General features: G+C 53.2%; 18 protein-coding genes and 2 tRNA genes. 9 read left to right on the top strand and 11 right to left on the bottom strand.

All coding sequences use genetic code 11. The features are described 5' to 3' along the window. Window positions 1-31 precede the first annotated feature (31 nt). The 5 genes from PJU73_RS06565 to fabF all read left to right on the top strand — a co-directional run bounded on the left by PJU73_RS06565 (window position 32) and on the right by fabF (window position 6,772). Window positions 32-1,225 carry an NRAMP family divalent metal transporter gene (locus PJU73_RS06565; protein ID WP_237091335.1) on the top strand — a complete coding sequence of 398 codons (1,194 nt, stop codon included), beginning with the start codon at window positions 32-34 and terminating at the stop codon, window positions 1,223-1,225. 147 nt (window positions 1,226-1,372) lie between these two features. Further along, window positions 1,373-3,397 (top strand): prolyl oligopeptidase family serine peptidase, encoded by a 2,025-nt coding sequence (locus PJU73_RS06560; protein ID WP_237091336.1) that lies wholly within the window; start codon window positions 1,373-1,375, stop codon window positions 3,395-3,397. A gap of 190 nt (window positions 3,398-3,587) precedes the next feature. Beyond that, complete coding sequence (locus PJU73_RS06555) at window positions 3,588-4,550, top strand: IS110 family RNA-guided transposase (protein WP_443094073.1); 963 nt, start codon at window positions 3,588-3,590, stop codon at window positions 4,548-4,550. Between the two features lie 556 nt (window positions 4,551-5,106). Then, the gene (gene acpP / locus PJU73_RS06550) at window positions 5,107-5,343 is read left to right on the top strand and encodes an acyl carrier protein (RefSeq protein ID WP_003742600.1); all 237 of its coding nucleotides are present in this window, start codon (window positions 5,107-5,109) and stop codon (window positions 5,341-5,343) included. A 181-nt stretch (window positions 5,344-5,524) separates the two neighbouring features. Beyond that, on the top strand, window positions 5,525-6,772 hold the full coding sequence (fabF, locus tag PJU73_RS06545) for a beta-ketoacyl-ACP synthase II (protein WP_237091976.1): 1,248 nt from the start codon (window positions 5,525-5,527) through the stop codon (window positions 6,770-6,772). A 98-nt stretch (window positions 6,773-6,870) separates the two neighbouring features. Here fabF and hpf read toward each other — a convergent pair whose 3' ends face one another. From hpf to PJU73_RS06515, 6 genes are all read right to left on the bottom strand, one after another. Next, window positions 6,871-7,158 (bottom strand): ribosome hibernation-promoting factor, HPF/YfiA family, encoded by a 288-nt coding sequence (gene hpf, locus PJU73_RS06540; protein ID WP_237091975.1) that lies wholly within the window; start codon window positions 7,156-7,158, stop codon window positions 6,871-6,873. A gap of 573 nt (window positions 7,159-7,731) precedes the next feature. Next, entirely contained in the window at window positions 7,732-8,466 is a 735-nt protein-coding gene (gene lptB, locus PJU73_RS06535; protein WP_237091974.1) for an LPS export ABC transporter ATP-binding protein, read from the bottom strand. A gap of 154 nt (window positions 8,467-8,620) precedes the next feature. After that, window positions 8,621-9,145, bottom strand: coding sequence for a lipopolysaccharide transport periplasmic protein LptA (lptA, locus tag PJU73_RS06530; RefSeq protein WP_237091973.1), 525 nt, complete (start codon window positions 9,143-9,145; stop codon window positions 8,621-8,623). Further along, a complete protein-coding gene (gene lptC, locus PJU73_RS06525) occupies window positions 9,126-9,704 on the bottom strand; it encodes an LPS export ABC transporter periplasmic protein LptC (RefSeq protein WP_237091972.1) in 579 nt (192 codons plus the stop codon). Before lptC ends, lptA begins: the two co-directional genes overlap by 20 nt. Then, window positions 9,701-10,237 carry a KdsC family phosphatase gene (locus PJU73_RS06520; RefSeq protein WP_237091971.1) on the bottom strand — a complete coding sequence of 179 codons (537 nt, stop codon included), beginning with the start codon at window positions 10,235-10,237 and terminating at the stop codon, window positions 9,701-9,703. The genes lptC and PJU73_RS06520 overlap by 4 nt, the downstream gene beginning before the upstream one ends. Before the next feature lie 75 nt (window positions 10,238-10,312). Continuing rightward, window positions 10,313-11,284, bottom strand: coding sequence for a KpsF/GutQ family sugar-phosphate isomerase (locus PJU73_RS06515; protein WP_237091970.1), 972 nt, complete (start codon window positions 11,282-11,284; stop codon window positions 10,313-10,315). A 191-nt stretch (window positions 11,285-11,475) separates the two neighbouring features. Between PJU73_RS06515 and tal the strand changes: the two genes are divergently transcribed. Next, window positions 11,476-12,528: a transaldolase gene (gene tal / locus PJU73_RS06510; protein WP_237091969.1), complete on the top strand. Its 1,053-nt coding sequence runs from the start codon at window positions 11,476-11,478 to the stop codon at window positions 12,526-12,528. Between the two features lie 388 nt (window positions 12,529-12,916). Here the strand turns inward: tal and PJU73_RS06505 are convergent, their stop codons facing one another. From PJU73_RS06505 to PJU73_RS06490, 4 genes are read right to left on the bottom strand one after another with little or no spacing between them, the layout of a single operon-like run. After that, the gene (locus PJU73_RS06505) at window positions 12,917-14,065 is read right to left on the bottom strand and encodes a 5-methyltetrahydropteroyltriglutamate--homocysteine S-methyltransferase (RefSeq protein WP_237091968.1); all 1,149 of its coding nucleotides are present in this window, start codon (window positions 14,063-14,065) and stop codon (window positions 12,917-12,919) included. 30 nt (window positions 14,066-14,095) lie between these two features. Beyond that, the gene (locus tag PJU73_RS06500) at window positions 14,096-15,193 is read right to left on the bottom strand and encodes an SGNH/GDSL hydrolase family protein (protein ID WP_237091967.1); all 1,098 of its coding nucleotides are present in this window, start codon (window positions 15,191-15,193) and stop codon (window positions 14,096-14,098) included. Between the two features lie 9 nt (window positions 15,194-15,202). After that, entirely contained in the window at window positions 15,203-16,201 is a 999-nt protein-coding gene (locus PJU73_RS06495) for an SGNH/GDSL hydrolase family protein (RefSeq protein WP_237091966.1), read from the bottom strand. Between the two features lie 10 nt (window positions 16,202-16,211). After that, window positions 16,212-17,651: an MBOAT family O-acyltransferase gene (locus PJU73_RS06490; RefSeq protein ID WP_237091965.1), complete on the bottom strand. Its 1,440-nt coding sequence runs from the start codon at window positions 17,649-17,651 to the stop codon at window positions 16,212-16,214. A 276-nt stretch (window positions 17,652-17,927) separates the two neighbouring features. Between PJU73_RS06490 and PJU73_RS06485 the strand changes: the two genes are divergently transcribed. The 3 genes from PJU73_RS06485 to asd all read left to right on the top strand — a co-directional run bounded on the left by PJU73_RS06485 (window position 17,928) and on the right by asd (window position 19,704). Next, a tRNA-Met gene (locus tag PJU73_RS06485) sits at window positions 17,928-18,004 on the top strand. Between the two features lie 5 nt (window positions 18,005-18,009). Next, window positions 18,010-18,085, top strand: a tRNA-Ala gene (locus PJU73_RS06480). A 503-nt stretch (window positions 18,086-18,588) separates the two neighbouring features. Then, window positions 18,589-19,704, top strand: a complete 1,116-nt coding sequence (gene asd, locus PJU73_RS06475) for an aspartate-semialdehyde dehydrogenase (RefSeq protein ID WP_237091964.1) — start codon at window positions 18,589-18,591, stop codon at window positions 19,702-19,704. A 194-nt stretch (window positions 19,705-19,898) separates the two neighbouring features. Here asd and PJU73_RS06470 read toward each other — a convergent pair whose 3' ends face one another. Further along, on the bottom strand, window positions 19,899-20,912 hold the full coding sequence (locus PJU73_RS06470; protein WP_272606693.1) for an IS110 family RNA-guided transposase: 1,014 nt from the start codon (window positions 20,910-20,912) through the stop codon (window positions 19,899-19,901). Window positions 20,913-20,925: the final 13 nt, after the last annotated feature.

Raw genomic sequence — 20,925 nt, 5'->3', positions numbered from 1 at the left:
TAACAACCCAATTTATAGAGGATAAGCGATTATGTCTGATCAAAAAAACCGCAGAAATGCCTTAATCGGCGCTGCATTCCTGATGGCGACTTCCGCCATCGGTCCGGGCTTTCTGACCCAAACCGCCACCTTTACCCAAGCACTGGCGGCGAGCTTCGGCTTTGTGATTCTGCTCTCGATTCTGCTCGACATCGGGGCGCAGCTCAATATCTGGCGGATTGTCGCCGTTTCCGAAAAACGGGCGCAGGATATTGCCAATCAGGTCTTACCCGGCGCAGGCTATTTCTTGGCGGTGCTGATTGTGATGGGCGGTCTGGCGTTCAATATCGGTAACGTCGGCGGTGCGGGCTTGGGTCTGAACCTGCTGACCGGACTGTCGCCGGAAACCGGTGCGGTTATCAGCGGTGTGATTGCCATCGGCGTGTTTCTGTTTAAAGAAGCGGGCAAAGTGATGGACAAATTCGCCCAAGTGATGGGTTTCGTGATGATTGCGCTGACGGTTTATGTGGCATGGCAGGCAAACCCGCCGCTGGCGGATGCCGCCGTGCATACCTTTATGCCGGAAAAACTCGATGCGATGGCGATTGTTACGCTGGTGGGCGGCACGGTCGGCGGCTACATCACCTTTGCCGGTGCGCACCGTCTGCTGGACGCAGGCATCAAAGGCAAATCGGCATTGCCGGAAGTAAGCCAAAGCTCGGTGCGGGCGATTCTGATTGCCTCGATTATGCGGATTGTATTGTTTTTGGCGGTTTTGGGCGTGGTCAGCCAAGGCGTGCAGCTCAATCCCGACAACCCCGCTTCCACACCGTTTGAATACGTAGCGGGACACATCGGCCTGCTGATTTTCGGTGTGGTGATTTGGGCGGCTTCGATTACATCGGTGATTGGTGCGGCCTATACTTCGGTGTCGTTTTTCTCCGGTCTCAGCCCGTCTATCGAACGCAATAAAAACAAATGGATTATTGCCTTTATCGCCGTTTCCACCGCCGTATTCGCCACCATCGGCAAACCGGCGCAGGTGCTGGTGTTGGTCGGCGCATTAAACGGTCTGATTTTGCCGATTTCGCTCGGTCTGATTCTGATTGCCGCCTACAAAACCAAAATCGTCGGCGACTACAAACACCCGCTGTGGCTCACCGTTGCCGGCGTGATTGTGGTCGGCCTGATGGCAGTACTCAGCGCCATTACCATCAGCAAATACATCGGCGGCCTGTTCGGCTGAACCTTGCCGGTTTGACCGAAAATGCCTAACCATGCCGTCTGAAAATCCGCGTTTCGGGTTTTCAGACGGCATGTTTGTATCTTTTTTGAGCGTGTGTTGGATAATCCACTATAATAAACGCCCTTTCCTCTTCAGAAACCAACCGCTATGGAACGCCAAGCCGATTCTTTCCGCCATTTTGAACAACTGGATACGCCGCAAACGCAAAACTTCGCCGCTGAAGCACATGCCCAAACCAAGCGGCAGTTTGCCGACACGCCCGCCGCCCGACAGTTGGCAGACGGTCTGTTGCAGCAAATGCAGGACAAACGGCAGATTCCGTTTTGTCAGGAACATCGGGCGAGGATGTATCATTTCCACCAAGATTCGGAATATCCAAAAGGCGTGTATCGGGTCTGCACTTCGGCGAGCTACCGTTCGGGCTATCCTGAATGGCAGATTCTGTTTTCCGTGGCCGATTTTGACGAGCTGCTCGGCGACGATGTGTATCTGGGCGGCGTGTCGCACTTGGTGGAGCAGCCCACACGGGCGCTGCTGACTTTGAGCCGTGCCGGCGGCGATACCGCTTACACGTTGGAAATCGATTTGGCGGCGGGAACGCTGGTGGAGGGCGGTTTTCACTTTCCGGCAGGTAAAAACCATGTTTCATGGCGGGATGAAAACAGCGTTTGGGTATGCCCGGCGTGGGACGAACGCCAATTGACCGAATCGGGTTATCCGTGCGAAGTGTGGTTGGTGGAACGGGGGCAGAGCTTTGAAGAAAGCACGCCGGTTTACCGTATGGACGAGGGCGGTATGATGGTCAATGCGTGGCGTTATCTCGATCCGCAGGGTGCGCCGATTGACCTGATTGAAGCCTCGCAGGGTTTTTACACTAAAACCTATCTGCAGGTCTCGCCCGCAGGCGAAGCCAATCCGCTCAATTTACCCGAAGATTGCGACGTGGTCGGCTATCTTGCCGGACATTTACTGATTACGCTGCGCAAAGACTGGAAACGTGCCAACCAAAGTTATGCCGGCGGCAGTTTGCTGGCGGTAAAAGTCAATCGGGGCAGCATAGGCGAAGCCTGTCTGCTGTTTACTCCGTCCGAAACGCAGGCGCTGGAAAGCGTGGAAACCACCCGCCGCTTTGTGGTCGCCCATATTCTGGACAACGTGCAAGGCCGTCTGAAAACATGGCGTTTTGCCGACGGGCAATGGCAGGAAGTGCCGCTTCCCCGTTTGCCGTCGGGCGCATTGGAAATCACCGACCAGCCGTGGGGCGGCGATACCGTCTATTTCGCCGCCAGCAGCTTTACCGAATCACTGACCCTGTATGCCTTGGATTTGAGCGTGATGGAACTGAGCGTGATGCGCCGCCAGCCCGAACAGTTTGATTCAGACGGCATCACCGTGCAGCAACTGCAGGCAGAGTCGGCAGACGGCACGCAGATTCCCTATTTCCACGTCGGCAAAGCCGCCAATGCCGACACTCCGACCCTGATTTATGTGTACGGCGGTTTCGGCGTGCCGGAATTGCCGCATTATCTGGGCAGCATAGGCAAATACTGGCTGGAAACGGGCAACGCCTTTGTGTTGGCAAACGTGCGCGGCGGCGGCGAATTCGGGCCGAAATGGCATCAGGCGGCGCAAGGGCTGCACAAACATAAAAGCACAGACGATTTGTTGGCGGTGGCACACGATTTGGCAAAACGGGGCTTGAGTTCGCCCAACAAAATCGGTTTGCAGGGCGGCAGCAACGGCGGCTTGGTGGTCGCCTCGGCATTTGTCCGCCGACCGCAGGCATTCGGCGCAATGGTGTGTGAAATGCCGCTGACCGATATGCTGCGCTATCCGCTGCTTTCCGCCGGTGCAAGCTGGACAGACGAATACGGCAATCCGCAAAAATACGATGTTTGCCGGGAATATTGGGCGCAGCATTCGCCGTATCACCAACTTGCCGCCGATACCGCCTATCCGCCCGCACTCATCACTACCAGCCTGAGCGACGACCGGGTTCACCCCGCCCACGCCCTCAAATTCTACGCCCGCCTGAAAACGCTCGGCGGCAGGGCATGGCTGTACGCCCCCGACGGCGGCGGCCACACCGGCAACGGCACGCAGCAGGATTCGGCAGAAGAGCTGGCATGTGTGCTGACTTTTTTGAATACGGCACTGGCGGGCGGTTTGTAAGACAGTTGAAATATGGTTTTGGTGGGCAACAAGTTGCGCCACCCTTGTATATCCAACTTCCAGTATCATAACAAGCAACACCCGCCCGGCCGCCACCCGTGCGCACCCAAGGTTCAACAACCGCTGTGTAGCTTAGGGAAGCCGGGCAACCCATCAACACAACCGGACAGTTGCCCGACAACACAACCGAATGCAAGACAGGTTTATGATGAGTACCCAAAACTACGGCGGTATCGACATCGCCAAACGAAACTTCGTTATCGGCATCACGTCTTCCAAAAAGACCAAAACCGAGACCAACAACCAAAAAGGCTTTCTCCACACCATCGAATACCTGAAAAAACATCAGGTCTCACTGGTTGTGATGGAAAGCACCGGCGGACTGGAAATCCCATTGGCCAAAGCACTGCACCGGGCAGGATTCAAAGTCATCATTGCCAATCCCCGTCAGACGCACCAATTCGCACAGTCGCAATCACTCACCAAAACCGATGCGGCCGATGCCAAAATGTTGGCGTTTTACGCACAGGTAATCACACAAAAGCCCGATTGGGAACGGCAGCTCTATACGCCGCCGAGTGAGGCAGAAGAAATCCTCGAAGCCTTAATCAGCCGCCGCACTCAACTGGTTGAAATGCGCAGTGCCGAAAAAAACCGTTTGCAGCAGGTACATGAAACACAGATTCAAAGTGTTGAAGCACTGATCGCACATTTCGACGCACTAATTGCTGCTTTGGACAGACAGATCGAAGAACATAACGACACTCATTTTGGCGACAAAAGCAGTCTGCTGCAAAGCATCAAAGGTATCGGCCCGACTACTGCGGCGACCTTATGTGCGATGTTGCCGGAATTGGGCAAAGTATCGCATAAACAGATTGCCGGTTTGGTAGGTGTCGCCCCTTATGTGAAAGAAAGCGGCACAATGAAGTTTAAAAGCCGCTGTTTCGGCGGGCGCAGTGCTGTACGCAAAACGCTGTATATGGCGGCGATGGTGGCGGCACACTACGAACCGAGGATTAAGGACTTCTACCAACGTCTGCGTTTGCGGGGTAAGCCGTACAAAGTGGCGGTAACGGCCTGTATGCGTAAGCTGCTGACGATTCTGAATGCGATGATGCGGGATCGTTTGGCGGCAGTGAGTGCTGTTTGATCATGTTGAAGTATTGCCGGTTTTGTTTAGACCGGCCTTCAGACTAACCGTTTTTGTATTTTTGCCCGACGGGGTGAAAAATACAGTTGCTACATTCTGTTCCCCGTCCCGCTGGCGGGAAGGGGTTAGGGGAAGGGTGGCTCGCTGTGTTATATTGTGAATTCACTTTATTGTTTCCACCGCAAAACAGGCCGTCTGAAAACCGACTTGCCCCGAAAACCCGTTTTTCAGACGGCTTCTTGCCAAGATTTCATGTGCCAAATGTTTGATAACAAAATAAAACAAAAAGCCGCTTGTAGGTTAAAATCAGCATGTGATAATATGCAGCGTAATCCGTTGTGTAGAAAAACAGAAAGTTTCTGTTTGAAATTATTCTTGTTTTATTTCACAATCAGGCCGTCTGAAAACCGAGTTTGTGCATTTTTAGATGGAAAACTCTAATCAAATTCGGTAGAATAGCGCCGATATGATATACAGCAAACGAGCGCCGGCTTTTGCGGCACTGATTTGCCCCCTTTTCTTAAACCCGCCGTAAGGCATATAAGGAACGACTGACATGTCAAATATTGAACAACAAGTTAAAAAAATTGTTGCCGAACAACTGGGCGTTAACGAAGCCGAAGTGAAAAACGAATCATCTTTCCAAGACGATCTGGGCGCAGACTCTCTGGATACCGTTGAACTGGTAATGGCTTTGGAAGAAGCATTCGGCTGCGAAATTCCTGACGAAGAAGCAGAAAAAATTACCACCGTTCAGCTGGCCATCGACTACATCAATGCCCACAACGGTTAATTTCCGCTAAAAAATCCCACCGGCCTCTGCTGCGCCCGCCGCAATCAGAGGCTTTTGCCTTATCTGTTGCACAGATAAAGCAGGCCGTATGGCGGCAACAGCCTGTTTCCCGCAGTGTGCGGCACAGCAGGCTGCGTGTTTGTGCCGCCGTTCAGATTCCAACCATATCAGCGAGATTATCATGAGCCAGAGAAGAGTAGTCATTACAGGTTTGGGCCAAGTATCACCGGTCGGCAACGATGTCGCCTCAGCGTGGCAGAGCCTGCTGGCAGGCAAAAGCGGTATCGGCCGGATTACCCGCTTTGATGCTTCCGACCTCAACAGCCAGATTGCCGGCGAAGTACGCGATTTCAATATCGGCGACTACATCAGCGCCAAAGAAGCCCGCCGCATGGACGTGTTTATCCACTACGGCATTGCCGCCGCACTGCAGGCGATTGCCGATTCGGGTTTGGACGAAACCGAAGGTTTGGATAAAGACCGTATCGGCGTGAACATCGGTTCCGGTATCGGCGGCTTGCCGAGCATCGAAGCCACCGCCAACGCCATTGCCGAAGGCGGCGCACGCAAAATCAACCCGTTTTTCATTCCCGGTTCGCTGATTAACCTGATTTCCGGCCATGTAACCATTCTCAAAGGCTACCGAGGCCCGAGCTACGGCATGGTATCGGCATGTACCACCGGCGCACATTCCATCGGCGACTCCGCCCGCCTGATTCAATACGGCGATGCCGACGTGATGATTGCCGGCGGTGCCGAAGGTGCAATCAGCACCTTGGGCGTAGGCGGTTTTGCCGCCATGAAGGCACTTTCCACCCGCAACGACGACCCTGCAACCGCTTCCCGTCCGTGGGACAAAGGCCGGGACGGCTTCGTTATCGGCGAGGGCGCAGGCGTATTGGTATTGGAAGAGTTGGAACATGCCAAAAAACGCGGTGCGAAAATCTACGCCGAAATCGTCGGCTTCGGCATGAGTTCCGATGCCTACCACATTACCGCTCCCAACGAAGAAGGTCCGGCACTGGCCGTAACCCGTGCCTTGAAAGATGCCGGACTGAATCCGGACGATGTCGATTACGTCAATGCACACGGCACTTCAACGCCGTTGGGCGATGCCAACGAAACCAAAGCGCTGAAGCGGGCCTTGGGCGATCACGCCTACAAAACCGTTGTCAGCTCCACCAAATCCATGACCGGCCACCTGTTGGGCGCAGCCGGCGGCGTGGAAGCGATTTACAGCGTTCTGGCCATGCATCACCAACAAGTACCGCCGACCATCAACATCTTCGAGCAAGACATTGAAGCCGGTTGCGATTTGGATTATTGCGCCAACGAAGCCCGTGATGCGGCAATCAATGTAGCGATTTCCAACTCATTCGGTTTCGGCGGCACCAACGGCACGCTGGTGTTCAAACGCTTTACCGGTTGATTGGCAACAAATTATATAAAGTAAGCCGTCTGAAAATCAGGTTTTCAGACGGCTTTGTTTTATTTGCAACGATTGGGCGATAGTCAGTTCACCATCATTTATCGAGCGGCGGCTTTTTCCTTATGCTTCAATACCGCCCGATCCAATTTGTCCATCAACACATCAATCGCCGCATACATATCCTGTTCGACCGCTTCCACATGCAGGCTTTTGCCCGCCAAATGCAAATCCGCTTCCGCCTTTTTATCCAACTTATCAACCGAGAGCGTGATCGCAGTCGAGATAACGTCCGCCGAATGGCGGTTGATTCGTGCCAGTTTCTCGGTAACATAGCTTTTGATGGCTTCGGTAACATCAAAATTCAGACCGGTGATTTTCAGATTCATAATGCACTCCTTAGGTGGAAATGACGTTGAAAAACGGCAAAGCCGCAGCTTGGCCGGAAAATTCAGTCGTGGTTCGGGGGTATGGTTGTTTTTAAGATAGATTGCCGATATCGTGAATTCACTATAGCGTAACCCAAAATATGGGGATAGACAAGCAGGCGGTTTATGGATTTTCGGTATGGTTCTCGGCTATGAGACAGCAGATTTTTTACTACTATGATTTAATATGATATTTTTCTTGCGCCGCAGCATGGATTTTTGTAAGATAAAGGGACTAGGCGGCGGTTGCCGCCACCGCCTAGCTTTTTATTCCTTAGTGGGCATAACGACTTGCCAACAGCAGGAATAAAAAGAATAGGATTTGAATAGTGTGAGTATTCATTTTCTACCCCTTTATGTTATCGCCCATCGGAAACGGTGGGCTTTTCCGTTTGTTGAACCATTCAACAGTATTGTTGTACTGTGTATCAATGGTTTATGTAAATCGGATTTTGTAGGGCTTTGAAATAGAAAAACATGCCGTCTGAAAGCACACATTCGCATTTTCAGACGGCATGGCTTGTTTTTTCAGGCTTAATATTTGAAGTTTTCGCCCAGATAGACCGAGCGGACTTGTTCGTCGTTTACCAAGTCGGCCGGTTGGCCGGAGGCGAGGACGGTGCCGTCGGAGATAATGTAGGCACGGTCGCAGATGCTGAGGGTTTCGCGCACGTTGTGGTCGGTAATCAAAACGCCGATACCTCGCGATTTGAGAAACTCGATGATTTTCTGAATATCAATCACGGCAATCGGATCGACACCGGCAAAGGGTTCGTCCAGTAGGATAAATCTCGGTTTCATGGCCAACACACGGGCGATTTCGACACGGCGGCGCTCGCCGCCGGAGAGGGCGGGGGCGGGGCTGTGGCGCAGGCGTTCGATGTTGAGGTCGGCAAGCAGTTTTTCCAAATCGCTGTCGATGGCGTTTTTGTCGGGCCGGCTGATTTCCAAAATGGCACGGATATTCTGTTCGACCGTCATCTTGCGGAAAATCGAGGCTTCCTGCGGGAGGTAGCCGATGCCGAGGCGGGCCCGTTCGTGTATCGGAAGATGGCGCAGTTCGCTGCCGTCCAGCAGAATGCTGCCGGCATCGGCGGCAATCAGGCCGACTATCATGTAGAAGCTGGTGGTTTTGCCGGCACCGTTGGGGCCCAGCAGGCCGATGACTTCGCCGCTTTCGATTTCGAGTGAGAAGTTTTTGACGACTTGGCGTTTTTTGAAACTTTTTTGCAGGTTTTGCACCACCAGGCGGCTGCGGGTTTGGCTCATGAAAAAGGTTCTTTCGGTTATGCCGTCTGAAAATTCGTTTTGCTCATTTTAGTTTCGCTGAAACTCGTTATACTCGTTTTATCGAAACTTTCAGTTTTAGCTGCGCAGAAATTCGCTTTGCTCGTTTTCAGACGGCCTGTGGCGGGAATGGGAATCAGGGTTTGCTGCTAGGTTGGATAACGACGCTGACACGGCCGGATTTGGCGGCGGAGCGGACACCTGATTTGGCTGTGCCGTCTATGGTATAGACTTCGCTGCGGGTATTGTAGGTAATCACCGAGCCTTGGGCGATGTCGCCACCCCGTTTGACTTGGGCGTTGCCGGTGAGTTTGACCAAGCCGGTGGCGGAGGCGTATTCGACGGTGTTGCCTTGGCCGTTTACCGTGCCTTTGTCGCCGTCCAGCGTTTGCGAGAAGCGTACCGGCGAGCCGCTGGCTTTCATCTGCTGTTCACCTTTGTCGTTGCGGGACACGGTTACGGCGGCGGCGTGGATGTTCAGCGTGCCTTGTTTGATGATGACGTTGCCGCTGAAGGTGGTGGTTTGGTTTTTCTGGTCGAGCGAGCCGCTGTCGGCTTCGATTTCGATGGGCTGCCGGCTGTCGCTTTGCAGGGAAAACGCCGGTGCCGCCGCCAATAAAACGGTGGCGGTTGCGGCGGCTTTACAGAGTTTTTGCATCATAAATAATGGCTTTCACTTTGGAAGGGAAATTCAATAATCCTTGGCGGTGGTCGTAGGTCATGCCGTTGGCTGTGCCGTGCGAGTCGCCGTATTCAAAGGCAACCTGCGCTTCGGTGCGGGCGGTTTGGTTTTGGGTATCGACATATAAATGGTCGGTGCGTACGATACCGGCGGGGCGGTGGTCGGCGGGTTTGGTCAATACGACTTGCTGTTCGAAGGCAATCTGTTTGCTTTCGGTGTGGTACACGGCTTCTTCGCTGCCGATTTGATACAGCAGTTTGCCTTCTTGATACATATCCAGATTCGGCCTGCCGAGATGGACGTTTTTATCGTCGGGAAACTGCCATGCCTGTTCGGCGGTGAGATGCTCTTTCAGACGGCCTGTTTCGTCAAAACGTTTGCCCGCAATGCCGTTCATGGTGTATTGCGGTTTGTCGGGGTCGAGGCGGACTTCTTCGGTTTGCACTTGGCTGATACTGCCCAGCCATGCGGTCAGCCCGCCCAAAACCAGCGACAGCGTCAGCGGAAACGCCAGTCCGTAGCGCCATTTGATGTTCATTTGATGTACTCGTTCAACGCCGCTTCCAGCTTGCCCTGTGCCTGCATAATCAGGTCGCACACTTCGCGCACGGCACCTTTGCCGCCGTCATTTTGCGTAACGTAGGCGGCGTGTTGCAGGGTAAACCAATGCGCCTGCGGCACGGCAACCGGCAAGCCGCAGCGCACCATCACCGGCAAATCGACCACGTCGTCGCCGACAAAAGCGCATTCGTCTTCGCTCACGCCTGCGGCTTGGCGCAATTCGGCGTAGGCGGCACGTTTGTCGTGAATGCCTTTGAAATAATAGTTGATGCCCAACTGTTTGACCCGAATGCCGACCGAAGGGGCATCGCGGCCGGTGATGATGGCGGTTTGCACGCCTGCGGCCTGCAGCATTTTCAGGCCGTGTCCGTCTAAAGTGTGGAAGGATTTGATTTCTTCGCCGTTGTCTCGGATAAAAATGCGGCCGTCGGTCAATACGCCGTCCACGTCGAGAATCAGCAGTTTGACAGCAGCGGCACGGCGCTGTAGTTCGGGGGTAAGGGTTTGCATGGCGGGTTTCATCAATTCGTCAATTAAGTATGCGGCGTTATTCTAGCATAAAGGGTTTCAGTCATCGGGCGGCGTTTACACAATTCTTGCCATCAGCAAATCGTGCATATTCAGCGCACCGGTCAGGATGCCGTCTGAATCGGTAACCAACAGGCCGTTAATGTGGCCGGCCTGCATTTCTTTCAAGGCTTCGGTGGCGAGTTTGTCGGCGGCAATGGTTTTCGGGTTCGGGTGCATGATGTCGTCCACGCAAATACCCGAGAAATGTTCCCGCTCTTGAAACAGGCGGCGCAGGTCGCCGTCGGTAAACACGCCTTTCAGACGGCCTTGGCTGTCGGTTACGCCCAACATGCCCAAACCTTTTTCGCTCATGCGCACAATCGCTTCTTTCAAAGGCGTGCCGCATTCGACCGCCGGTAATTGTTCGCCGCCGTGCATAATGTCCTGCACCCGCAGCAGCAGGCGTTTGCCCAAACTACCGGCGGGGTGGCTGAGGGCGAAATCGTCGGGCGTGAACGCTCTGGCGCGCAGCAGTACCACCGCCAGCGCATCGCCCAAAGCCATCACCGCCGTGGTGCTGGAAGTCGGCGCTAAGCCGAGCGGACAGGCTTCCTGCGACACCGCCGCCGTCAGATGAATGTCGGCGTGGCGTGCCATGGTTGAATCGGGGCGGGCGGTAATGCAGATTAAAGTAATGTTTTTGCGTTTGAGTGCCGGAATAATCGCTAAAATTTCATCACTTTCGCCGGAATTGGAAATGGCAACCACGGCATCGCCGTCCACAATCATGCCCAAATCGCCGTGCGCCGCTTCGGCAGGGTGGACGAAAAATGCCGGTGTGCCGGTGGAAGCCATGGTGGCGGCGATTTTGCGTCCGATATGACCCGATTTGCCCATGCCGGTAATCACCACCCGCCCTTGGCAGTGCAGCAGCGCATCGGTGGTGCGGATAAAGTTTTCGTCCAAACCTGCGGCGATTTCGTGCAGGGATTGCGCTTCGATGTTTAACACATCATGCGCCCAGCTTAAATATTGTTCGGTATTCACTTTTTACTCCGGTAAACGGTTTGTATTTGGGACAAAGTGCATTTTCAGACGGCTGTAGCGGCTTCACTTTTTTTAAATTGAACCCACTGGATATTTTATATCTTTATAGCTTTTAAATATGGCGGCAAACCTATTCAAACCCGCTAAATCAGGGTAGCATAACCGCTTCACAATAATAAAGGATTTCAGAGATGACTATTTTATCGGACGTTAAGGCTTTAGGCCAACAAATCTGGCTCGATAATCTGTCCCGCTCGCTGGTGCAGAGCGGCGAATTGGCGCAAATGCTGCAACAGGGCGTGTGCGGCGTAACGTCCAATCCGGCGATTTTCCAAAAAGCCTTTGCCGGCGATCCGCTGTATGCCGAAGAAGTCGCCGCTTTGAAACAGACCGGCCTTTCGCCGCAGCAGCGTTATGAAACCATGGCCGTGGCAGACGTGCAGGCCGCCTGCGATGTGTGTTTGAGCCAATATCAGGCGGGCGGGCAGAGCGGTTTTGTCAGCCTCGAAGTGTCGCCGGAACTGTCCCGCAACGCCGAAGCGACTGTTGAAGAAGCCAAACGCCTGTATCAGGCCATCAACCGTCCGAATGCCATGATTAAAATCCCCGCCACCGACGAGGGCATCGAAGCATTTGAAACCCTGATTGAAGCCGGTTTGAGCATCAACCTGACCCTGCTGTTTTCCCGCAGTCAAACCCAAAAAGCCTACGCCGCCTACCAGCGGGGCATTACCAAACGGTTGGCAGCAGGCTTGAGCGTGGAAAACATCCGTGTCGTTGCCAGCTTCTTTATTTCCCGTATCGACAACGCACTCGATACCACCTTGCCCGAAGCGCTTCAAGGCAAAACCGCCATCGCCTTAGCCAAAGCCGCCTATCGGGATTGGGCGGAATACTTCGGCAGCAGCAGCTTCCAACGCCTTGCCGCACAAGGTGCTAATCGGGTGCAGCTTTTGTGGGCATCGACCGGCGTGAAAAATCCGGCGTATCCCGACACGCTGTATGTGGACAGCCTAATTGGTGCAGAAACGGTAAACACCGTACCCGATGCCACCCTGAAAGCCTTTATCGACCACGGGACGGCCAAAGCCGTCTTGGCAGAACATACCGATCAGGCTTTGGCGGATTTGGCCGCCGTTGCCGAACTCGGCATCGACCTCGAAGCCCTTGCCGTCCGCTTGCAGGAAGACGGTTTGAAACAGTTTGAAGAAGCCTTCGCCAAACTGCTTGAGCCGCTGGCATAAGCTGTTTTTCGGTGATACCCAAACATCAGGCCGTCTGAAAACCCGATTTTCAGACGGCCTGTTTGATGAACTTTCTATCATTATCGTGAATTAACCAAAAAAATATTACAACCCAAGTGAACCACCCTTCCGGCCAGCGGGACAGGGAATCGTGTGTAGCGTGCGTGCCTCAAGCACGCACGTGTTCTTTAAATTCCACATGAATGTCGTCTGAAAACGAGCAAAGCGAGTTTCTGCGCAGCTAAAACCGTAGGTTTCGCCAAAACGAGCGTAGCGAGTTTCTGCAAAGCTAAAATCAGATTTTCAGACGGCTTCGACATAAAATGCACAGAACTACAAGTGCCGGATTAAATGGTATGGATTATTTAGTTAATCCACTATAGTTCAATTATTTATCGCCCCATACTTCGTCCACAATGCTGCGGATCAGCGCCAGTTTTTTCCACTGGTCTTCTTCGGTCAGCACGTTGCCTTCTTCGGTAGAGGCAAAGCCGCATTGCGGGCTGAGGCATAATTGGTTGATATCGACATATTGGGCGGCCTCTTTAATGCGTTCGATAATGGCTTCTTTGGCTTCCAACTCGCCGCTTTTGGACGTAACCAGCCCCAACACAACCTGCTGATCACGGATAAAGCGCAGCGGCTGGAAATCGCCGGCACGGTCGCTGTCGTATTCGAGGAAGAAGCCGTCCACATTGCAGCCGCCGAACAGGATTTCGGCAACCGGTTCGTAGCCGCCGCTGGAAAACCAAGTCGAGCGGAAGTTGCCTCGGCAGATGTGCATGGTAATCGCCATATCCTGCGGCGCTGCGTCCCGAATATCGTTGAGCATTTTCACATAGCTGCGGGCGGTTGCGTCCACGTCCACGCCTTGCGAGGCATACAGCGCCCGTTTTTCTTCAGAACAGAATTCGCCCCAAGAAGTATCGTCCAGTTGCAGAATGCGGCAGCCTGCATCATACAGCGCCTGCACGGCATCGATGTAGGCGGCGGTGATGTCCGCCAGCAACACATCGTTTTTACCGGCGTAGCGTTCAATCAGCTGCGGGTTCGGCGTACGCACGCAGGTAATCAGGTGCAGCATACTCGGCGAAGGAATGGTGAATTTGACCGGATAACCGTCCGCCTCCGCCTGCAGGGCTTTGAAGTGGTTGAGAAACGGATGAACTTTCGGGAACTCGATTTTGTTGGTGATTTTGAGGGTAACCGGACGGTGCATGTGGGCTTTGAACTGGGTGCTGTAGGTTTCGGCTTCTTGCAGTTCCACGCCGAGCAGTTCGAACAGAAAATCCAAGTGCCACCAAGTGCGGCGGAATTCGCCGTCGGTTACGTTGGGCAGGCCGACGGCTTTTTCTTGTGCAATCAGATGAGAAACGGCCTGCGTTTCGACTTGGTGCAGCTCATCGGTCGAGCATTCGCCGCAGGCACATTGGCGGCGTGCCTGTTTGAGGGTGTCTGGGCGCAGAAAACTACCGACAATGTCGAAACGGAAAGGCGCACGGTCGCGCAGGGTGGCGTGGGGAAAGAGTTTGCTCATGGTATTTCTTTCATTGAGTGGTTAATTGTTTTATCGGACAAAATCAATCAGATTGTCCGCCAGATTGTCGGCGGCACGCTGATAGCCTTTGGCGGAAAAGTGTACGCCGTCTTTGGCGGACAAGCCTTGGTTCATCCACGGCTTCATGCTGCATTTGCCGCCCATCGCCGCTTCCCAAGACCAAAACAAAACGTTTTGCTGTCGGGCAACACGCTGCTGCATGGCTTGGATTTCGTCCAAGCGGGCAGGGCGGGTGCCGCAGCTTCCGCCTTTGCCTTTCAGTGATTCGGGTGCGCCGACAATCACAATACCGGCTTGCGGCAGGCGGTTTTGAATGGTCTGAATCCGCTGTTGCCAAAGCTGTTCAGTTTGGGCGATGTCGATGGTGTCGTTGAAGGCTTCGTTGGTGCCGTATGCCAGAATCACCAAATCCGGCTGCATTTGTGCCAAATCGTCCGGCCACTCGGTGCGCCATTTCGACCACTGGCTCAACTGCGAACCGTTAATACCCATTGCCGAAAGGGTAACCCCCGACTGACGGTTTTCGATATTGATAAAACCGAGCGACCACGGCATCGGGCTGCTGATGGTCAGCGGCAGTTGGGTTTGGGTCTGCAAAACCTGCCAGCCGCTGTTTTGGGCGGGCAGCTCGATACCGTTGACGGTCAGGGTTTGTTCCAGCAGCACCGGTTTGGCAAACACGGCGATGTTTTGCATGCCTTCATCGTCGGCGCTGACGGTAATACTACCGTTGCCGCCGGTATAGGCGGTTACGCCGCCCAGCGGGAAATCACCGCTGGAAGAGCGGCTGCTGACTGCGGGCCATGCGTAGCTGCGGTAGCGTACGGTTGCCATGCGCTGGCCTTTAACGGTGTTGGGATATACCCAACCAATGCCGCCGTTGCCCCATTGCTGTTGTAATCGGGTGCGCAGTTGGTGGGTGAAAAAGTCGCCGGCGGTGTGTGAGTCGCCGATTTGGACAATGCGGAATTTCTGATTGTCGGTGTGAAGTTTCTGCAGTTTTTCTTTCCATACCGGCGTTTCAGGGCCGTAGTTCTGCAGGTTGCCGGCCTGTGCCAAACCAGTGCCGAGTAATGCCAGCAACGGAAAGAGTTTTTTTAAATTCATGTGTTTGCCTTATGGTTGGAATGCGATGTGCTGCATCACATAATCTGCTAAAAATTTCTGGCCGGTCGGCGAGAAGTGGATACCGTCTTTGCTGCGGTAGCGCACGACTTTGCCGTCTATTGTAACAGAATCGGTATATTCGGCTTTGCCGTTGCTGAGCAGCAGGTCGGTCGGCAGCCGTTTGGCACGCCCCTCAACCGCTTCAGCCAACACCTGATCCAAATAACGCATCTGCTCGTTGAGTTTCTGTTTTTTCATAAACGGCACGCCCAGCCAGATAACATTGACACGGTGCTGCTCGGCGGCGTTCAGAATCCGGGCGACACGGGACTGATATACCCGTTTCCAGTCGTTGCTTTTGAATTTCAGATATTTGCCGCCGTTGGGATCGGCAAAATCCCACGGGTCGTTCGGGCCCAAAAACACCACCATCAGCGAGATGTCGGGGTGTTGGTTCAAAGTGTTTTCCACCGTGGCGGGCCAGTCGAAAAATTTGGGATACGCCAAACCGGTGCTTTGTTTGCTCAAATTGACCGATTCGATGTCAAACTGCTGTTTGAGCGTTTTTTGCACAAACGGGGCAACGCCCTGCATGAGGGAGTCGCCGACAAAAAACACTTTGTCGCCTTTTTTCAGCGGCATAATATCCGGTACGGCGGGGCGTTGGGCCTGAATATCGGCGGCTGTTTGCGAAGCGGCATTTTCAGACGGCCTTGCTGCGGTTGCGGCGGGGGCGGGCGGCTGTTCCGGTGGTGCGGCAGATGTTTCATTGCCGCTCAAACGTCCGTTGGCTGCGGCGAGTGCCGCTTTCCAGTCGTCTAATTGCTGATACGCCGCCTGCTGCACTTCGCCGCCGGTACGCCACCACGCCATATCGGACAGCGTTTCCAGCGGGCTGCTTTGATGATAAGTTTGTTGCCAGTAGGCATTAATCGAATTTTGGCTGAACCAGGCGGCAAATGCCGCCGTCAGCAGCAGGGAAACAAACAGAGCTGTACATTTTTTCATCGCAATCCCCTTAGAAATTGGCATAGATAAAGCCGGGGATACCGGAAGGTGCCAATACCACAATCACAAGCAGCGCCAGCGTCAGCGGCACAAACCACAGCCACAGCGGCAGTTTTTCCAAACCCGCCACCGCCGCATCAAACAGGCGGATTAAATACGGATAAAGCAGCAACATGGCGGCAAACAGCGCCAACACCGCCGCCGTCGCCCAGTCGGTCAGCCGCCAGCCCTGCGCATTGTCAAACAGCGCCGAGAACACCAGTTGCGTATCGTTCAGGCTTGATGTGTTGAACACCACAAACGTCAGGCAGACAAAATGGAACGTAACCGCTACCGCCAGCCATTTGCAGAAAGGCAGGCCGCTCAAACCGTTGCTTTTACCAATCAGGCGGTCGCCGATGTTCAGACACACCAGCGCCAAACCGTGCAGCACGCCCCAAAGCAGGAAATTCCAGCCGTAGCCGTGCCAAATGCCCGACAAAACCATGGCCAGCAGCAGATTAAGCTGCGTGCGGGCAAACCCTTTTTTGCTTCCGCCCAAAGGAATATAGATATAGTCCCGAATCCAAGTCGAAAGACTGATGTGCCAGCGGTTCCAAAATTCACGGATATTGGCGGCACGCAGCGGCGCATTAAAGTTTTTTGGCAGACGGAAACCCAGCAGCATCGCCAAACCGATTACCAAATCCGAATAGCCCGAAAAATCGAAAAACAGTTGGAAAGTATAGCCGTACACCGCCGCCAGCACGTCCCAGCCGCCGAACTGTTCGGGATTGGCAAACACCGGCGACACCCAACCTTCCGCCAAACTTCCCGCCAGCCACCATTTTTTCGCCAGCCCCAACGCAATCAGCGCCACCGCCAGCGCAGGACGTACCAATTCCCGCGGACGGCGGGTGCGGATTTGCCCCAAAGCGCCGAGTTGGATACCGTCTATGCTTTTAAACGCCGCTGCACGGATAATCGGGCCGGAAGTAACGGTCGGGAAAAAGCTGAAATGCAGCAGCACTTCGTCCCAATCGAAACGCTCCGATTGCGGATATTGGTAGCAATAGACAATATAGGCAATCGACTGAAACACATAATACGACAGCCCCAAAGGCAGCAGAATGTCCACCACCGCATTTTGTCCGAACGCCTGTTGCAGCAGCGGGCGGAAAAAATCAAAATATTTAAAGAAACACAATACCGCCAGCCCCGACACAATCCCGAAACCCGCCAGCCATTTGCCGCCCCGCGTCTTTTCAGACGGCATCAGCCGCCCGATGAGCCAGATTAGCGACGAAAACAGCGTAACCGTCAGCGCAAACCACGCATCTTCCCGCACCAACCAGCCCAAGCCCGCCAGCAGCAACAGAATATTCTGCGCCTTGGGCCACTTGGCCACGCTCCAATACAGCGGCAGAAACGCCAGCATAAACAGAGCAAACTCAATCGACAGCAAAAACATGTTCTTTTTTCCCTTTGAACGGCAAAAATGCCGGTAAAAACCCGCCGGATTTTACCATTGTTTTCCCGATTCCGCCCGCTATAGTGGATTCACGGTCGGGGCAATGCAAACCGATAACGGATTACCTGAGCCTTGCCGCCGCCCGTTTTCAGACGGCCTTGCCTGTTTTGCCCTATTTTTTTCCATTAAAAATCAAAAAACAATCAAAAAAATGCCGCCGAGCGTGGCGCAAACACTTGCCAAATTTTTTAAAAGCCCTATAATGGCGGCTTCACAGGCGAATTAGCTCAGTCGGTTAGAGCAGAGGAATCATAATCCTTGTGTCCGGGGTTCGAATCCCTGATTCGCCACCACATTCGGGGGTATAGCTCAGTTGGTAGAGCGCTTGCATGGCATGCAAGAGGTCAGCGGTTCGATCCCGCTTACCTCCACCAAAAAAGAAAAAGGTTCAGCTAAACGGCTGAACTTTTTTTTCATGTCTTTTTCCCGCCGTTGCCGTTTTCAGACGGCATCACAGGCCGTCTGAAAACGCTTTGGGTTTCCGCAAATTCACTATAGTGAATTCACTGAATAATTCATACGATTTTTAAACAGGGCGTAGATTGGGTCGTGTCCCAACACGATTGAAATACCTTGAAACATAAGGTTTGTTAGGTTACGCTCGTGCCTCGCTAACCACAAACTACGCCTGCTTGTGTATGGAAAATTTGGTGTTTTAACTATAGTGAATCCACTTTAAAAGTATGACGGCGTTGGCTCGCCTAGCCGTATTACTCATACTGTCTTCGGCTCGCCGCCTTGTCCTACTTTTTAGTGAATTCACTATATATATGTTAAATTTCCGCCTGAAAGCCTTTACATTTCCCCGAAATAGAGTTAAAAAACGGGTTCTCATTTCAGAATGTCAACAATCTTAAATCTTAGCAAGGAGCACAACATGAAAGTAGGTTTTGTCGGCTGGCGGGGTATGGTCGGTTCGGTATTGATGCAGCGTATGCAGCAGGAAAACGACTTTGCCCACATTAAAGAAGCGTTTTTCTTTACCACCTCAAACGTAGGCGGCGCAGCGCCGGATTTCGGCCAAACAGCCAAAACGCTGCTGGATGCCAACGACATTGCCGAACTGGCTAAGATGGACATCATCGTAACCTGTCAGGGCGGCGATTACACCAAAGCCGTGTTCCAACCCCTGCGCGACAGCGGCTGGAACGGCTACTGGATTGATGCCGCTTCTTCGCTGCGTATGGCAGACGATGCCATCATCGTTTTAGACCCTGTGAACCGCAACGTTATCGACCAAGGCCTGAAAAACGGCGTGAAAAACTATGTCGGCGGCAACTGCACCGTTTCCCTGATGCTGATGGCACTCGGCGGCCTGTTTGAAAACGGCTTGGTAGAGTGGGCAACTTCCATGACTTATCAGGCCGCTTCCGGTGCCGGTGCCAAAAACATGCGGGAATTAATCAGCGGCATGGGCGCAATCCACGAACGTGTGGCCGACAAACTCGCCGATCCGGCCAGCGCCATTTTGGACATCGACCGCGAAGTGTCCGACTTCTTGCGCAGCGGCGACTACCCGAAAGCCAATTTCGGCGTGCCGCTGGCAGGCAGCCTGATTCCGTGGATTGATGCCGACTTGGGCAACGGCCAGTCTAAAGAAGAATGGAAGGGCGGCGTAGAAACCAACAAAATTCTCGGCACAGGAAACAACCCGGTTGTTATCGACGGCTTGTGCGTGCGTATCGGCGCAATGCGTTGCCACAGTCAGGCCATCACTCTGAAACTGAAAAAAGATTTGCCGGTTGAAGAAATCGAAGCCATTTTGGCAGGCGCAAACGACTGGGTGAAAGTTGTGCCGAACCAAAAAGAAGCCAGCATGAACGAATTGACTCCGGCCAAAGTAACCGGCACCCTGTCCGTACCGGTCGGCCGTATCCGCAAACTGGCGATGGGCGGCGAATACATCAGCGCCTTTACCGTCGGCGACCAACTGCTGTGGGGTGCAGCCGAACCGCTGCGCCGTGTATTGCGCATCGTTTTGGGCAGCCTGTAAACCCGAAATCCCATCACTATGCCGTCTGAAAACAAGTAAAGCGGGTTTTTACCAAGCACAAACCGCCAAGCCTGTTTTCAGACGGCTTGTTTTTGTAATCGCACAACAAAGATACGGTAATCGGATAAGCGCATATACTGAATAATTCATACGGTTTTTAAACAGGGTGTAGATACTATAAGCCCCCCAACAAATCAAGCCTTATCCAGACACATTTTCGCATAGCGTTCTTCATTAAAGGGTTGTTGGTACTTCAATACAGATTGGGCAATGGTCACGAGTTTACGCATCAGAGCCACAATCACGGCTTTTTTCGCCAGTTTATTACGCTCCAGCAAGCGTTGGACAAACGGGCTGTAAATACTGTCTTTATGTATGCCGAAGCAAAACACCATCGCAGGCATATAGAGTATCTTCCTCAAATCACTCTGTCCGATACGGGAGATACCGACCCGCTTATCTACACTCGTTCCCGATTGTCTGACCATCGGGGTCAGTCCGGCGTAGGTCGCAGCAGCCCTTCCATTTTTAAACCGAGTGCCGTCGCCCAGTATGGCGAGCAGCCAACAGGCTGTGGTTTTGCCGATGGCGGGAATACTGCTCAACAGACGATGGTTGTGTTTCAACTGCTCATCCTGTTTCACCAACTGATGAATATGCGTTTCAACAGTTTTGACTTCGCACTCAAGAAAAGCAATCAGACGTTCGGACGAAACCATTGCATACTCGTCCAACAGCATCTGCAGCCGGACTTTTTCTTTGGTCAGCGCTGCTTTTAAATGTTCGAGATGGCGAAGTTGGCGCAATAAGGCTTTTTCGTTATTGCCCTTCGGTTGCCACAGGTCAAATTCATGAACATAGCTTTCGGCTAAGCGGGCAAGTAATTTGGCATCCGCTTTGTCGGTTTTGGAACGTAAGTTCAAACCTTTGGCAAAGTTGGCGGCACATTTGGGATTAATCACGACTACCGAATGTCCGGCCGTATATAAGTATTCGCACAACCTTTCGTGATAGACGTTTGTCGCTTCCATCACGATATAGAGCGGCTTATCTGAAAAGCTGTTCAGCCATTCGCTCAAAGCAGCAAATCCTTGAGGATGGTTCTCAAACCGGTGGTGTTGATACACTTTTGCGGATTTTTTGACCGCAACATCGAACTTTAACTTGGCAATATCGATGCCGATAAAATAAAATGGGGTGTCCATCATGCTCCTAACCTTG

Origin of the sequence: Neisseria lisongii, from assembly GCF_028463985.1 — a bacterium.
Taxonomy (GTDB): Bacteria; Pseudomonadota; Gammaproteobacteria; order Burkholderiales; family Neisseriaceae; genus Neisseria; species Neisseria lisongii.
This window is presented reverse-complemented; position numbering and strand designations above follow the sequence as displayed.